Below are 14,968 nucleotides of genomic sequence, written 5' to 3'. Positions count from 1 at the left end.
AGCAAGCACGTGCCCACCCGAGCTCCGACGCCCGGCCCCCGGAGCACCGGTGTGACGCCGCCGACCCGCTCCCGTACACGCCGAGCGCCGACTTCTCCCGCCCCTCCCCCGTACGGCATCCCGCGCCGGGTCCGTCTGTAGCAGGGGCGCGGCCGGTGCACGAGGCCCTGCAGCGCATGATCCGCAACGCGGGTGGAGACGTATCGCCGGCCTGACCTCTCGTGCGCGCCCGCTGGAGCGGACGTGAAAGCGCCGCGGGCGAGCGGACCGGACATCCCTCTCCGCGGGGGATGCTGAGCCGACCGCGATGGCGACGTCGGCAGGGCTGCCGGTGCCGCCACCGGCGCGGCGAGCGCCGGTGGCGGCAGCACCCCACTCAGTCGTAACTGACGTCCGAAGCGGTGTACTTGCAGTGCGTGCCGTCGGGCCCGCTGCCCAGCTCGACGGGCTCCTTGCCCGTGTTGTTCCCCTGGAAGCGGACGCACGGCTTGATCTTCTTGCCGCTGTCGCCGTGCACGCGGATGTTGCGCAGCGCGGCGGTGTCCCCGTAGTTCGCGTTGATGCCGACGAGCGACTTCCCGGGCGCGGTCACGTCCACGTCGTCGACGATGACCGAGCGGCGGTACTGCTTCGAGCAGTTGCCGCAGGTGCGCACCAGTTTGCCGAACTCGGAGACCTGGAACTTGGTGACGACCAGCTTGCCGGCGCCGTTGAACTGGAAGACCTTGTCGGATGCCTTGCGGGCGCCGCCGCCGTACACCGTGTACACGGAGTTCGCGGAGGTGCCCTTGAAGGTGGCGGCGTCCTCGCCGACGTCCTCCCACCAGACGTTCTGGATCGTGCAGCTGCCCATGCAGTGGACGCCGTCGGCGGCCGGCGAGCCGAGCACGACGTTCTTGAGAACCGCGCCGTCCTTCAGCTTGAAGAGCGGTGCCTGCCCTTCGTCCTGCCCGCCGCCGCCGAGAGCGCCGCTCCCGTAGAAGCGCTGCAGCTTGCCGTCGTACGTCCCCGAGACCTCGATCGTCGCGGTGACGGGCTTGTCGCCCTTCGCCTTGGGCCAGGCGCCGGCCGCGCTCGCGGGGCTCATCAGGGTGGTCGCCAGGACGGCGGCGCTCAGGCCGAACGTGGCGGCGAGCGTGGAGAGGACGACGACGCGCCTGGGCCGTCGCTTGTGTCTGCTCATGAATCCCATGCTTTCGGTGTGGGGGGTCTGTTCGATTCCTTGCCCCCCTCTGTCGCCGCCGCCGGGCCGGAGGTTGCCGCCGGAACCGAGGATTTTCGACGGCGCAGCAACGCTCCGGTCAGGACCGCCGCCGCGGCGAGCAACCACTCCCCGCGCCCGTCCAGAGCGACCAGCGCGACGAGCAGCAGCGCGTACCAGGAATAGCCGGGGGTCAGCAGCAGAAAGGCCGTGCCGGTCACCAGGAGGGCGCCGCTCCACGGGCGTTCGGGATCGCCTCGCGCGATGACGTACACGCAGACGCCGAGGAGTACGACGAGGAGTACGGGAAGCGCCCCGGAGCCGGGCAGCACGAGGCGGAGCAGCGCGTAGCGGCTGCCCGAGCCGGCGTCGCCGTAGCCCTCCTCGTCCACGTATCCGCCGAGGTAGCCGAGGACGGAGCCGTCCGAGTCCAGGATGTACGGGAGATAGGCCAGCGCGACGACCGCGGCGGCCGGCACCAGGACCGCCGCCCGCGAGCGCTCCGGGGAGCACGATCGCGGGCATGAGTTTGACGGCGACGGCGGCGCCGAGGAGCGCGCCTCCCGCCCGCCCGCCGGCGCACGACGAGGCCGAGTCCGGCGACGGCGAACAGGACGCCGAGCACGTCGGCATGGGCGTTGTTCACCGCTTCGACGGGGACGGCGGGGCACCAGGCCCACCAGACGGCCGTCCGGGGGTCGCCGCGGCGGCGCAGGATCAGCAGCAGGGCGGCGGTGACGGCGACGGAAAGCAGGGCTCCGCCGATCTGAAACGGCTTCAGGCGCGTGCCCTCGGGGGCGAGCAGGTACACGCCGTGGAAGTACGACTCCGCGAGCGGGGGATAGATGGTGTGCACGGCGGGGCGGTTGAGCCGGGTGCAGGGGGCGTGGCCGTGCGCGGGCGCCGACTCGGTCGGGTGCGGGGGGTCTGCACCGTCCGGGAGGCGTGCCGGGAAGGGAGGCGGAAGGCGTGGTGGGCGGGGTGCCGAGTGCGGGCCGTGTGATGTGGCCGGGAGGCGCGTCGAGTGCGAGCCGTGCATCGCGGCTGGGACGCGCGGGGAGCGGGCTGTGTGTCGCGGCCGGGAGGCGCGTCAGGTCCGGGTCCTGGCAGGTCGCGCCGTGCGGGAACAGCCAGTCGACGCGCAGCGGGGCGAGTTCCGGGTCGGCGGGCGCGTGGTCGTAGGGCGAGATGCCCGCCGCCTGAACCCGGCCGTCCCACGCGTACCGGTACGCGTCCGTGCTGGTGCGCGGCGGTGCCACCAGGCCGGTGGCCGCGACCGCGGCGGAGCCCGCGAGGAGCAGGACCGTCACCTGACGGCCCGGCACCTTCCGCAGCGCAAGGGCCGCGGCGGCGAACAGCGCCCAGGAAGCGGCGTACCACCAGGACAGCCCGGCGGCGTCGTGGCGGACGGTGCCCGCCAGAACCGTGGTGAGCGCGGCCAGGAGCCCGCCGGCGAGCGCGGTGCGAGGACTGATCACATCCCGCAGGGTGGCAGCCGTCCGGGCCGGTCGTCGGTCCGGCGCGGCGGCCGTCCGTGTTCCGTAAGGAGTCGTTCCACCCGTCGCGGCCCCGCGAGCGGTGTGATGGGAGGCATGACACCGCGCATCGCGCCGCCTCCCCTCCCCTCCTTCCGCGGCCGCCTCCACGACGCGAGGACGGCGACCTCGATCGGCCGCCGGCTCGGACTCGCCGTCGCGATCTGCTTCGTCACCGGGGTGATCAGCCACTATCTGCAGCGTCACCGGACTGGCTCGTCGATGTGCTGCCGAGCCGGCCGACCTGGGGCTACCGCCTCACCCAGGGGCTGCACGTGGCGAGCGGCATCGCGGCGATCCCGCTGCTGATGGCGAAGTTGTGGTCCGTCTACCCGAGGCTGTTCGTCTCTCCGGCCCTGCGGTCGGTACGGCACGCGCTGGAGCGCCTCTCCGTGGCGGTCCTCGTCGGGGCCGGTGTCTTCCAGCTCTTCACCGGGCTGCTGAACACCGCCGAGTGGTACCCGTGGCCGTTCTCCTTCGTGCCCGTGCACTTCGCCGTGGCCTGGCTCCTGATCGGGGCGCTCCTGCTCCACATCACCGTCAAGTGGCCCGAGATCCGCTCCCACTGGGGCGCCGGTCGGCCGGGACGCTGGAACTGCCGGCCGAGGACGAGCCGGACCGGCGGTCCCTGCTCACGGGCATCGCGGCCGGGGTCGGGGCGGTCACCCTGACCACGGTCGGCCAGTCGTTCACGCCGCTGAAGGAACTCGACCTGCTGGCGCCGCGTCACCCGGACCACGGCGTTCAGGGACTGCCCGTCAACCGTACGGCGGCGGCCGCCGGTGTGACCACGCGGTCCGCGCGCGCCGCGCGGCTCACGGTGGCCGGGCCGAAGCCGTACGAGCTGATGCCGGCGGAACTGCACGCGCTGCCACAGGTCGAGGTGCGGCTGCCGATCGCCTGTGTGGAGGGCTGGAGCGTGGAGGCCCGCTGGACCGGCGTACGGATCCGGGATCTGCTGGAGCGTGCCGGGGCGCCGCCGCGGTCGCGGGTACGGGTGGTGTCCCTGGAGCGGGAGGGTGCCTACCGGGTGATGGAGATGGGCGCGACGTACGCGGAGGATCCGCTGACCCTGCTCGCTCTCCGTCTGAACGGGCAGGTACTCTCCCTCGACCATGGTTTCCCCGCGCGGATCATCGCGCCGAACCGGCCGGGTGTGTGTGGGCGAAGTCCTTGCCGAGACCGACCATGGATGCCTGGTGACACACGGCGCGCACCCCGCGCAGCGCGCGCCGTACCGCCGGGCCGTCCCGTACGTCTCCGCGCAGGAACTCCGCTCCGGCTCCAGCCACGATGGGCCGGGCGGTGGGACGGTCGTAGGCGGTGGGGCCGTCGTGGGCGGTGGGCAGGAGGCCGTCCAGGACGACGGGTTCATGGCCGCTGGCCACGAGGGCCTCGACGATGTGCGATTCGATGAAGCCCGCGCCGCCCGTCACAAGTACACGCATGCCGCCCCCCGTACGGAGCGTGCGGCGCCCGGTGCGGTCGCGCGCGCCGACGTCACGGATTCGTCAGGTCCGGCGCGGCGGCGCGTGACGGGCGCCGGTCCGACGAGCCATCAGGTCAGGTGTCCCGGACTCTTGACTCCACTCGCCGCAGTCGGGATTCTCGAGACACCTTGAGTGCGGTACATGACAAGTAGCGGGCACACCGTTCGCCGCCGAGTCCACCGAGCCGCCCGAGCCGACCGAGGACGTGAGTGATGTCCCAGACGCGCCCCCCACACAGCTCCCCACCTCGCAGGCGCAGGGCCCTGGCCGTGCTGTCGCTGCTCCTCGCCACGATGGCCGTGCTGCTCGGCCCCGCGCCCGGATCCGCCGCCGACGACAGTTGGTGGAATCCCGTCGCCCGACCACAGCCCGACTCCGCGATCAACGTCACGGGCGAACCCTTCAAGGGCACGAACGCCCGGGGCGAGGTGCGCGGTTTCGTCGACGCGCACAACCACCTGATGTCGAACGAGGCCTTCGGTGGCCGGCTGATCTGTGGCAAGACCTTCTCCGAGCTGGGCATCGCCGACGCCCTCAAGGACTGCCCCGAGCACTACCCCGACGGCTCGCTCGCGGTTTTCGACTTCATCACCAAGGGCGGCGACGGCCGGCACGACCCGGACGGCTGGCCGACGTTCGAGGACTGGCCCGCCCATGACTCGCTGACCCACCAGCAGAACTACTACGCCTGGGTGGAGCGGGCCTGGCGCGGCGGCCAGCGGGTGCTCGTGAACGACCTGGTCACCAACGGCGTCATCTGCTCGGTCTACTTCTTCAAGGACCGCGGCTGCGACGAGATGACGTCCATCCGTCTGCAGGCCCGCAAGACATACGAGATGCAGGACTACATCGACACGATGTTCGGCGGGCCGGGCAAGGGCTGGTTCCGGATCGTCACCGACGCCGGGCAGGCCCGCGAGGTCATCGAGCAGGGCAAGCTGGCCGTCGTCCTCGGCGTCGAGACCTCGGAGCCCTTCGGCTGCAAGCAGATCCTGGACGTCGCGCAGTGCGACCGGGCCGACATCGACCGCGGCCTGGACGAACTCCACCGGCTGGGTGTCCGCAGCATGTTCCTCTGCCACAAGTTCGACAACGCCCTGTGCGGCGTCCGCTTCGACGAGGGGGCGCTGGGCACGGCCATCAACGTGGGCCAGTTCCTGTCGACCGGGACCTTCTGGAAGACGGAGAAGTGCACCGGCCCGCAGCACGACAACCCGATCGGGCTCGCGGCGGCGCCCACGGCGGAGAAGGAGCTTCCGGCGGGCGTGACGGTTCCGGCGTACGCCTCCGACGCGCGGTGCAACACCCGGGGGCTCACCGAACTCGGTGAGTACGCCGTGCGCGGCATGATGCAGCGCAAGATGATGCTCGAGATCGACCACATGAGTGTCAAGGCCACGGGCCGGGCGCTGGACATCCTGGAGTCCGAGTCGTACCCGGGCGTGCTCTCCTCGCACAGCTGGATGGACCTGAACTGGACCGAGCGGGTCTACGGGCTCGGCGGGTTCATCGCCCAGTACATGCACGGCGCCGAGGGGTTCAGCGCGGAGGCGCGGCGGACGGACGCTCTGCGCGAGAAGTACGGCGTCGGATACGGCTACGGCACCGACATGAACGGCGTCGGCGGCTGGCCGGGACCGCGCGGCACGGACACCCCCAACCCGGTGCGGTACCCGTTCCGCACGGCCGACGGAGGCTCCGTCGTCGACCGGCAGACGACGGGGCAGCGGACCTGGGACCTCAACACCGACGGCGCGGCGCACAACGGCCTCGTACCGGACTGGATCGAGGACATCCGGCTGGTCGGCGGGCAGGACGTGGTGGACGACCTGTTCCGCGGCGCCGAGTCCTACCTCGACACCTGGGGCGCCTCCGAGCGGCACCGCGCCGGGGTGAATCTGGCCTCGGGTGCGGCGGCCTCCGCCTCCACCACGGAGTGGTGGAACCCGTTCGTCACCTACGCGCCCGGCCGGGCGGTGGACGGCGACCAGGGCACCCGCTGGGCGAGTGAGTGGAAGGAGGGACAGTGGCTGCGGATCGACCTCGGGGCGCCGCGGCTGTTCAAGCGGGTCACGCTCGACTGGGAGCGGGCGTACGGCAGGGCGTACCGCATCGAGGTGTCCGACGACGGCGCCGCGTGGCGTACCGTCTGGTCCACCGAGGCCGGTGACGGCGGCCTCGACACGGCCCGGTTCTCCGGCACCACCGCCCGGTACGTCCGGATCCATGGGGTGCAGCGCGCCACGGACTGGGGGTACTCGCTCCGCGAGGTGGGCGTCTACAGCGGCTGAGACGCGGCGGACGAGGCAGGGCCGTTCTTCGGGCCGGGCGGGGTGGATCCGATCGGATCCACCCCGCCCGGCCCGCGCGCCGCTCCCCCGGGGCGACCGACCGGAGAACCGAAAGGATGCACCGTATGTCCCGCAGGCCGCTCGCCGAACGGCGCCGGCAGCTGACCGAGGCCGCGATCCGCGCGATGACGCGGGACGGCGTCCCGAGGACGACGACCCGGTCCATCGCCGCCGAGGCGGGCGTGTCGTTGAGCGTGTTCCACTACTGCTTCGACTCCAAGCAGGCGCTGCTCGAGTCCGTGATCACGACGATCACGGACCATTACGTGGGGGTCGTGAAGGAGGCGCTGCGCCCGCGGGACACGTTCCGGGAGACGATCCGGGCCGGCTTCGACGCCTACTGGGACCACGTCCGCGCCCACCCCGGTGAGCACATGCTCACGTACGAACTCACCCAGTACGCCCTGCGCACCCCCGGGTTCGAGCCCCTGGCGCGCCGTCAGCACGAGCGGTACGCCGAGATCTACCACGGCCTCATCGAGGAGGTCAGCGCCGTCATGGGCCTCGAACTCCGGGTCCCGGTCCCGGTCCTGGCCCGCTACCTGGCCGCCGTGACCGACGGACTGACCCTGAACTTCCTCGTGCTGGGCCACGACCCGGAGACCTCGGCGACGATCCTGGACCTGATCACCGACCAGGTCGCGGCTCTGGCCGGCGACGGCGCGTCCCAGCGTCCAGCGCCGTAGCCGATCAAGGCTTCTTCGCGTCCAATGCGGGGGCGATGAGTGCGAAGGCGTGGTCGAGCAGGTCCGTGGGGTTCTCGGCGGGTTCGTCGGCGTCGTCTCCGGCGCTCCATCTGCGGAGGGTGACGTCGAAGGCCGTGAGTGCCATCCCGGCGGCGAGCCGGGGGTAGAGGTCGGCGTCAGGGTCGCGCCCCAGGCGCTTGGCCAGTTCCTCCGTCAGGTCGTCGGCCCACTGCGACCGGCGCTCCAGGAAGCGTCCGTGCAGGGCGGGGGTGCGGAGGATCAGCCGGACCACGCGCAGGGCGCGCTCGGTGTGGTCGGGGTGGTCGGTGCAGGCGAGGACGGGGACCGAGACCGCGTGCCGGAGGGCGATGGAGGCGGGTTCGTCGGCGGGGCGGGCGGCCAGTTCGGTGCGGATGCCGGTGCCCATCTCGGCCAGGAACTGGACGACCACGTCCTCTTTGGACGCGAAGTAGCGGAAGAAGGTCCGCTTGGACACTCCGGCCGTGGCGACGATCTCGTCGACGGTCACCGCGTCGAACCCCTTCACCGCCAGCAGTTGGAGTGCCGCTTCGGTCAACTCGTCGGCGACGAGCTGCCGTTTGCGCTGGGCCAGGCTCACTTCAGGGCGGGTACTCACCCGGCCATGGTAACCCGATGACCTTCATGACACTCAGGCGCGTCTTGACACTTGGTGCCACACGAGGCAGCGTGTGCCGTATGACAGATCATCAGCACTGGACCGCCGACCGGATCCCGGACCAGACCGGGCGGGTCTTCCTCGTCACCGGAGCCAACAGCGGCCTCGGTCTGGCGACCACGCGAGCCCTCGCACGGCGTGGCGGGCATGTGATCCTGGGCGTACGGGACGAGACGAAGGGCCACCGGGCGGTCGCGGAGATCACCGCCGAGCATCCGGGCGCGCGTCTGGAGGTGCGCCGCCTCGACCTCGCCGACCTCGACTCGGTCCGCGCGTTCGCCACCCGGCTGCGCGGCGACCATCCCCGTCTGGACGTGCTCGTCAACAACGCCGGCGTGATGGCGCCGCCGCGGACCCTGAGCGCCCAGGGGCACGAGCTGCAGTTCGCGTCCAACCACCTCGGCCACTTCGCGCTGACCGGACTGCTGCTCGACCTGCTGGCCCTCGGCGACGATCCCCGGGTGGTGACGGTGAGCTCCGTCAACCACCGCAAGGCCCGCATCCGCTTCGACGACCTGGCCGGCGAGCGCGGCTACTCGCCCATGTCCTTCTACGACCAGTCGAAGCTCGCCAACGCCGTCTTCGGCCACGAGCTCCACCGACGGCTGGGCGAGGCGGGCAGCCCCGTGCGGAGCGTGCTCGCCCATCCCGGCTACACGGCCACGGGGCTGCAGACGAGCGTGCCGGTCGGGCTGGTGCGACTGGTCTTCGGCCGCCTGCTCAAGCCGCTCGCCCAGCACCCCGACCGAGGCGCGCTGCCGCAGCTGTACGCGGCGACCGACCCGAGCGTGGAGGGCGGCGCGTTCATCGGACCCGACGGCCCCGGTGAACTGCGCGGAGGGCCGACGCGGGTGCGGCTGTCCTCCGGGGCGACGGACGCCGGGACCGGCCGCCGCCTGTGGGAGGTGTCGGAACAGCTGACGGACGTGCGGTTCCCCTATAAAGGGCGCATGGAAAGCGTCGAACGCTACGAGCTGACATTCCCGGTGTCGGGCGACTCCATCGTGGTCGCCCGTACGGACCGCAAGGGCGCCGGCGGGCACCCCGTGTACGCCGACGAGACCGGCATCGTGCAGGCCGAGATCGACGAGCAGGGCCATGTGCGGATACTGGCCAGTGGCGGCCACCAGACCCACGACGTACCCGCGCGCGCCGTCCCCGTGCCATGACCTTCCGCCGGGCGGCGGGTGCCGGGCGGCAGGCGCCGGTCAGGCGTAGGGGTCGAACGGAATGCCCGCCGGCTTCGCCTTCTGCAGATGGGCGGCGAAGTTGCCGTCCTTCAGGCCGAAGACGGCGCTGCCGAAGTCGGCCTGACTGAGCTTGTCGCGGAGCCCGCCGGGATATCCGTTCCAGCCGACCAGGGCCGGGAACTGCCACTGGCGGTCGTGGTTCTCCGGCGGCTCGTCCTGGGAGTTGGCGGGCCGGAAGCAGTGCGTACCCAGACCGTCCTTGTGATAGACGATCTTGGGATGCGTCCCGTCCCACCGGATGCGGTCCCGGCCGTGGACGTCGAAGTTTCCGTGCGCGGAGGTGGAGACGTACCGGGCCTCGTTGTTCTGCACCCACACCACGACGTGCTCCCAGTCGTGGCGGTGGCCGCCGAGCCCGCTGCCCGCCACGGCCTGGTCCTTCTCGAAGTAGAGGCCGTACAGGACGGCACACCAGCCGTTGTTGCACTTCGCCCGCGCGTACCCGTTGGTGTTGTCCAGGTCCCAGGAGTCCCGGCACTGGCCGTTGAGGGCCCCGGACGGGTTGAGGCCGCCGTTGATCGTCCCGTCCGAACCGATGGCCGGCGTGGGGTAGCAGCCGTCGGTGTCGTAGTCGTAGGCGGGCTGGAAGGTCTGCTCCAGCCCGTCCGCCGACGCGGGCAGCGCCGTGGGCGGCGCGGCGAGGGCGCTGCCCGGAACGGCGACGACCAGCGCGATGCTGCTGCCCAGAGTGAGCGCGACCCTGCGGATGCGCGAACTCGTCTTCACTTGTGTCCTCCTGACGGACCGCCACACAGGGCAACGGGGTAACGCGATGGGCGACGCGATTGACATGCCCAGATCAGTCATGTCGTACCCCTGCGAACCGTGGAAGACGCCGCCATGGCCGGGCGATGAAGGACGGGCGAGCCCTCGCCGCGAGCCGTCCCGGACACGACCTAGACTCCGCTGCATGACGAGCGCGACGGCTGACATCACCGAGGACCTGGCTCCCACCGGCGTACTGCGGGCGTCGGTCAACCTGGGCAATCCGGTCCTGGCGCAGGGCACCCCCGACTCCCCGGCCGGGGTCACGGTCGACCTCGCGCGGGAGATCGGCGCGCGGCTGGGAGTGCCGGTCGAGCTCGTCTGCTTCGACGCGGCACGCAGGTCGTACGAGGCGATGGCGACGGGCCGGGCCGACCTCTGCTTCCTGGCCGTCGACCCCGCGCGGGAGGCCGAGGTCGCCTTCACCCCGCCGTACGTGGTGATCGAGGGGGTGTTCGCGGTGCCCCGGGACTCGGCCTTCACCACGGTCGCCGACATCGACCATGAGGGTGTCCGGATCGGTGTGAAGAAAGGGTCCGCCTACGACCTCTTCCTCTCACGCACCCTGCGCCACGCGTCCGTCGTACGCGGGGAGGAGGGCGTCGACGTCTTCCGCTCTGAGGGCCTGGAGGTCGCGGCCGGCATCAGGCAGCCCATGACGGCGTACGTCGCGTCCGATCCCGGGCTCCGGCTGATCGACGAGCGGTTCATGGAGATCCGGCAGGCCGTGGGAACGACTCTGTCCCGGCGGCCGGAGACGGTCCGGTTCCTGTCGGACCTCGTCGAGGAGCTGAAGGCCGGCGGGTTCGTCGCCGACGCGCTGCGGCGCGCGCACCAGTCCGAGGCGCTCGTCGCGCCCCCTCAGAAGGGGTAACGGGCCTGCCGGTCGGCGATGGTGACCCAGCGGGTGTTGGAGAAGGACTCGATGCCCCAGCGCCCGCCGAAGCGGCCGTAGCCGGATGCCTTGACGCCACCGAAGGGCGCGTGGGGCTCGTCCGCGACGGACTGGTTGTTGACGTGCACGATGCCGGAGTGGACACGGCGGGCGACCGCCAGTCCGTGAGTGGCGTTCTCGGTGATGATGCCGCAGGTCAGGCCGTTCTCGGTGTCGTTGGCCAGGGCGACGGCCGTGGCGTCGTCGGCGAAGGTGGCGATCACGCACACGGGTCCGAAGATCTCGGTGTGGTAGAGCTCCATCTCCCGGGTCACACCGCTCAGTACGGTCGGCGGGTGCACCGCGCCCCGCGGCTCCCCTCCCCCGGTGAGCACGGTGGCGCCCGCGGCGACCGCGTCCTGGACGAGCGCGGCGACCCGCCGGGCCGCGGCCGTGCTCACCAACGGGCCGACGACGGTGTGCGGATGGCCCGGGTCACCGGTCGGGAGCGCCGCCGCCTTGGCGGTGAACCGTCGCGTGAACTCCTCGGCGACGCGCTCGTGGACGAGGACGCGGTCGCCGGACATACAGATCTGGCCCGCGTTCATGAAGACGCCGAACGCGGCCGCCTCGACCGCGTAGTCCACGTCGGCGTCGTCGAGGACGATCACGGAGTTCTTGCCGCCGAGTTCGAGGACCGCGGGCTTGAGGTGCCGCGCGGCGTGCTCGCCGATGACACGGCCCGTGCGGGTCGAGCCGGTGAAGTCGACCGCGCGTACCCGGGGATCGGCGATCAGCGCCTCGGCGATCTCGGCCGCGTCCTCGACCGCGTTGGTCACCACGTTGAGGACGCCGTCGGGCAGCCCGGCCTCACGCAGCACGTCGGCCACGAAGTACCCGGCGGCGATGGGCGCGTTCTCGCTCGGTTTGGCCACGACCGTGTTGCCCGCGGCCAGGGGCGCGGCGACGGCCCGTACGCCGAGGATGAGCGGCGCGTTCCAGGGCGCGAACGCGGCGACGACGCCGAGCGGTTCGCGTACCGCGAGGCCGAGCGTGCCCTCCTGCTGGGCGCTGAGCACCTCGCCGCGGGGCGCGGTGACCGCGGCGGCGGCCTCGCGCAGGATGTTCGCGGCGAGCGCCACGTTGAAGTACGCCCACGCGCGCGTGCCGCCGGTCTCGTGGGCCATCAGGGTGGCGGCCTCCTCGCTCCTGGCGTCGAGGAGGTCGGCCGCCCTGAGGAAGATCGCGCGGCGGGCGAAGGGGGCGAGCGCCGCCCATGCGGGGAATGCCTCGTGGGCGGCGTCGACCGCCCGGGTGACGTCCTCGGGGCCGGCGGCGGCCACGGTCGCGTACACCTCTCCGGTGTAGGGGTCGCGGTCCTCCGTGGTGCGTCCGGAGGCGGCGGGCGTCTCCCGCCCGCCGATCAGCAGCTCACGTGTGACGCCCACCGTGCGGTTACTCCGAGCCCTGCGGCGCGTACGGTCCGAACGGCGCGGTGGACCCCGCGCCGTTCGGGCCGCGGTCGTACCAGTAGTCCCCTGCGGTCATGCAGCGGACGGGGTACCCCTGGCCGGGCGAGGCGTCGGCCTCGCTCTCCCGGAACACGCTCTCCCCGAGTGCGCGGGCCGGCTGGGCGGCGGGGTCCTGGTGGGTCGGTCGATCGGACATGGCGGCTCCTCGTCGTGACGGCCGTTCCATCCTGACCCGCGCGCCGTCCGCTCGCCTCACGGCGCGGCTCGTCGGGGATCCGGAGTCGACCGACCGGCCCACCACGGCGGGTGAAAGGCCCGGTCAGGGGCGGGGTCGGGGGTACGGTCAGGGCCCGGTCAGGGGCGGGGTCAGGGGCAGGGTGAGGGGTACGGTCAGGGCCCGGTCGGGGTTCGGTCGGCAGGGTGCCGGTGGGGTGCCGGTGAGGGGCGCGGTCAGGGTGCCGGTCAGGCGGGTGGTTCGCTCAGGCCGCGGGTTCGGTACGGCTCCTCAGGACGAGCAGGGCGATGTCGTCCGTACGCTGCCCGGCCGGGTGGGCCTGCCGTAGGAGGGCGTCGAGGAGGAGGTCCAGGTCCTCGTCGTCCGCCGCGGCGAGTCGACCCGCGAGTTCGGCGAGGGAGTCGTCGAAGTCGGTGCCCGGTCTCTCGACGAGACCGTCGGTGTAGAGCAGGAGGACCAGTCCGGCGGTGAGCGGAATCTCGGTGACCGGGTATTCGGCTCCGGGGACGACGCCGAGGAGGGGACCCGGCGTCACGTCGAGCGGTGCGGTACGGCCGTCGGGGTGGCGCACCAGGGGCGGCGGATGGCCCGCGCTGGCGAGGCTCACGCGGCGCCGGGCGAAGTCGAACTGGGCATAGAGGCAACTGGTGAACAGGCCCGGGTCCAGGTCGGTGAGCAGCCGGTTGGTGGCCGAGAGCAGCTGGTCGGGGGGCTCGCCGAGGGTCGCGTGGGCGTGCACGCCGGTGCGGACCTGGCCCATCAGCGCGGCGGCGGCGACGTTGTGTCCCTGGACGTCGCCGATGACGGCCGCGGCGGCCGTGTCGCCGAGCCGGATCAGGTCGTAGAAATCGCCGCCGATGTCCATGCCCTGTGTGGCGGGCAGGTAGCGGGCGGCGACGTCGAGGCCGGGCACGGCCGGAAGGCGGTGGGGCAGCAGCGCCTGCTGGAGTCCGTGGGCGAGCTGGTGCTTGGTGTCGTAGAGCCGGGCGCGGTCGAGGGCCTGCGCGATGAGGCCGGCGAGCGAGGTCATGACGGTGCGTTCCTCGGCGGAGAACGTGTGCGGCCGGTTGTACGACAGGACGCAGCAGCCCACGGGCCTGCCGGAGATGATCAGGGGCAGGAACGCCCACGCCTTCTTTCCGCTGAGGGGCGCCGCCTCGGGGTAGATCCGCCGCATCTCCTCGGGGTCGGCGAAGAACGAGGGGATACCGCTGGAGAGCGCTTGCCCGGCGGGGGTGAAGGTGGTGTCGACGGGCAGGCCGTCCAGGCGCTCGATGACCTCGGTGGGGTAGCCGCGGTGGCCGGTGATCCGCAGGCGTCCGGAGTCGACCGTGGACAGCGTCAGGCCCTCCGCGCCGAAGGCGGGCATGATCTGGTCGGCGACCAGATCCACGACGTCCTGCACCCCGACGACCTCGGTGAGGCCCGCGGCCAGGTGCATGAGCTGGTAGAGCTGACCGGCGCGGGCCGGGGCGGTGGTGGTGGCCGTCCGGTTCCCTGGGGCGGGGGCCGCGGGGGGCGCTCCGCCGACGGGCACGATCCGGACGCTCACACCGCCGGCGTCCGGGTAGAGGTGGAAGTCCAGCCACCGGTCCGGCGGGCGGCAGGCCGTGAAGGAGACGGGCTCGCGGCTGATGACGGCGGCGCGGTAGCGGTCCTCGTAGGTGGGGTCGTCGAGCCAGGGCAGGGACAGCCACGGCAGCGTCCCCAGCAGGGCCTCGGCATCGCTGCCGAGAAGTTCGGCGGCTCCGGAGCTCAGGTAGGTGATGTGGCCGTCCAGGTCCAGCGCGCAGCTGCCGCCAGGCAGGCGCTCGGCGAAGTCCGCGATCGCCTGCGCCGGGCTCGGGGGCGGGCGTGGGACGTCCACGGGAAGGACGCGGGGCACGTCCGCGTAGGAGAAGGGTCTGCCCTCCTCGGCGGCCCGTTCCAGCAGCTCGGCCAGACGGCGGCAACAGGAGGTGATCCGGCCCCGCTCGCGCCGGGTCAGCCGCGGCGGGCGGGAGGGCGGCCAGAGCAGGAGGAGCGAGCCCCAGGGGCGGGCGCCGGTGATCGGGGCGGCTGCCAGGGCAAGGGGGTACGGGAGGGCCACCGCGGTACGGGGGTAGGAGCGGGCCATCTCCTGCTGGCTGCCGACCCAGACCAGCCGGTCCTCGCGGACGGCCTCGGCCACCGGGGCCGGCGCGGCAGCCGAGACCCTCGCCCACGGGGCGGCGAATTCCGCCGGAGCCCCGCAGAGCGCCTCGAGGCGGAGTACCTGCGCCTCCCGATCGAGGAGGTAGACGGCGCCGATGGAGGCACCGGTGCGTCGGACCGCCTTCGTGAGCAGGGCATCGATCCCCGCGGTGACACTGGCCGGCCCGACCGTACTGGTCACCAGGCACCTCCCACCTCACAGCCCGCGGTGTCGTCCCA

At 72.3% G+C, this 14,968-nt stretch carries 11 protein-coding genes and 3 pseudogenes; 6 read left to right on the top strand and 8 right to left on the bottom strand.

Annotated features, from left to right (window positions below; translation table 11 throughout):
• Positions 1-376 precede the first annotated feature (376 nt).
• Positions 377-1,183, bottom strand: a complete 807-nt coding sequence (locus tag ACFYV5_RS30860) for a pectate lyase (RefSeq protein ID WP_389173774.1) — start codon at positions 1,181-1,183, stop codon at positions 377-379.
• Positions 1,180-1,680 (bottom strand): hypothetical protein, encoded by a 501-nt coding sequence (locus ACFYV5_RS30855; protein ID WP_389173772.1) that lies wholly within the window; start codon positions 1,678-1,680, stop codon positions 1,180-1,182. The genes ACFYV5_RS30860 and ACFYV5_RS30855 overlap by 4 nt, the downstream gene beginning before the upstream one ends.
• A 1,104-nt stretch (positions 1,681-2,784) precedes the next feature.
• Here ACFYV5_RS30855 and ACFYV5_RS30850 point away from each other — a divergent pair.
• Positions 2,785-3,895: pseudogene (locus ACFYV5_RS30850) on the top strand (molybdopterin-dependent oxidoreductase); the annotation flags it as partial.
• 4 nt (positions 3,896-3,899) lie between these two features.
• On the opposite strand, the pseudogene ACFYV5_RS30845 reads toward ACFYV5_RS30850, so the two are convergent.
• A pseudogene (locus tag ACFYV5_RS30845) lies at positions 3,900-4,184 on the bottom strand (NAD-dependent epimerase/dehydratase family protein); the annotation flags it as partial.
• 254 nt (positions 4,185-4,438) lie between these two features.
• On the opposite strand from ACFYV5_RS30845, the gene ACFYV5_RS30840 reads away from it, so the two are divergent.
• Both ACFYV5_RS30840 and ACFYV5_RS30835 read left to right on the top strand, forming a co-directional pair.
• Entirely contained in the window at positions 4,439-6,517 is a 2,079-nt protein-coding gene (locus ACFYV5_RS30840) for a discoidin domain-containing protein (protein ID WP_389173770.1), read from the top strand.
• A gap of 125 nt (positions 6,518-6,642) precedes the next feature.
• Positions 6,643-7,263, top strand: coding sequence for a TetR/AcrR family transcriptional regulator (locus ACFYV5_RS30835; RefSeq protein ID WP_389173768.1), 621 nt, complete (start codon positions 6,643-6,645; stop codon positions 7,261-7,263).
• 4 nt (positions 7,264-7,267) lie between these two features.
• Here ACFYV5_RS30835 and ACFYV5_RS30830 read toward each other — a convergent pair whose 3' ends face one another.
• Positions 7,268-7,900 (bottom strand): TetR family transcriptional regulator, encoded by a 633-nt coding sequence (locus ACFYV5_RS30830; protein WP_389173766.1) that lies wholly within the window; start codon positions 7,898-7,900, stop codon positions 7,268-7,270.
• A gap of 80 nt (positions 7,901-7,980) precedes the next feature.
• On the opposite strand from ACFYV5_RS30830, the pseudogene ACFYV5_RS30825 reads away from it, so the two are divergent.
• A pseudogene (locus ACFYV5_RS30825) lies at positions 7,981-8,901 on the top strand (oxidoreductase); the annotation flags it as partial.
• Positions 8,902-8,910: 9 nt separating this feature from the next.
• Entirely contained in the window at positions 8,911-9,129 is a 219-nt protein-coding gene (locus ACFYV5_RS30820) for a DUF6296 family protein (protein ID WP_355113023.1), read from the top strand.
• Between the two features lie 39 nt (positions 9,130-9,168).
• On the opposite strand, the gene ACFYV5_RS30815 is transcribed toward ACFYV5_RS30820, so the two are convergent.
• The gene (locus tag ACFYV5_RS30815; protein WP_389173764.1) at positions 9,169-9,936 is read right to left on the bottom strand and encodes an NPP1 family protein; all 768 of its coding nucleotides are present in this window, start codon (positions 9,934-9,936) and stop codon (positions 9,169-9,171) included.
• 184 nt (positions 9,937-10,120) lie between these two features.
• Between ACFYV5_RS30815 and ACFYV5_RS30810 the strand changes: the two genes are divergently transcribed.
• Entirely contained in the window at positions 10,121-10,849 is a 729-nt protein-coding gene (locus ACFYV5_RS30810; RefSeq protein ID WP_389173762.1) for a transporter substrate-binding domain-containing protein, read from the top strand.
• On the opposite strand, the gene ACFYV5_RS30805 is transcribed toward ACFYV5_RS30810, so the two are convergent.
• From ACFYV5_RS30805 to ACFYV5_RS30795, 3 genes are all read right to left on the bottom strand, one after another.
• Complete coding sequence (locus ACFYV5_RS30805) at positions 10,837-12,297, bottom strand: aldehyde dehydrogenase family protein (RefSeq protein WP_389173760.1); 1,461 nt, start codon at positions 12,295-12,297, stop codon at positions 10,837-10,839. The two genes, ACFYV5_RS30810 and ACFYV5_RS30805, sit on opposite strands and share 13 nt — an antisense overlap.
• 7 nt (positions 12,298-12,304) lie before the next feature.
• A complete protein-coding gene (locus ACFYV5_RS30800; protein WP_355112893.1) occupies positions 12,305-12,517 on the bottom strand; it encodes a hypothetical protein in 213 nt (70 codons plus the stop codon).
• A 283-nt stretch (positions 12,518-12,800) separates the two neighbouring features.
• Positions 12,801-14,930 carry a SpoIIE family protein phosphatase gene (locus ACFYV5_RS30795; RefSeq protein ID WP_389173758.1) on the bottom strand — a complete coding sequence of 710 codons (2,130 nt, stop codon included), beginning with the start codon at positions 14,928-14,930 and terminating at the stop codon, positions 12,801-12,803.
• Positions 14,931-14,968 lie beyond the last annotated feature (38 nt).

This window comes from Streptomyces sp. NPDC003035, from assembly GCF_042888285.1.
Lineage (GTDB): Bacteria > Actinomycetota > Actinomycetes > Streptomycetales > Streptomycetaceae > Streptomyces.
The sequence above is the reverse complement of the archived record's forward strand: the minus strand, read 5'-3'. Positions and strand labels throughout refer to the sequence as shown.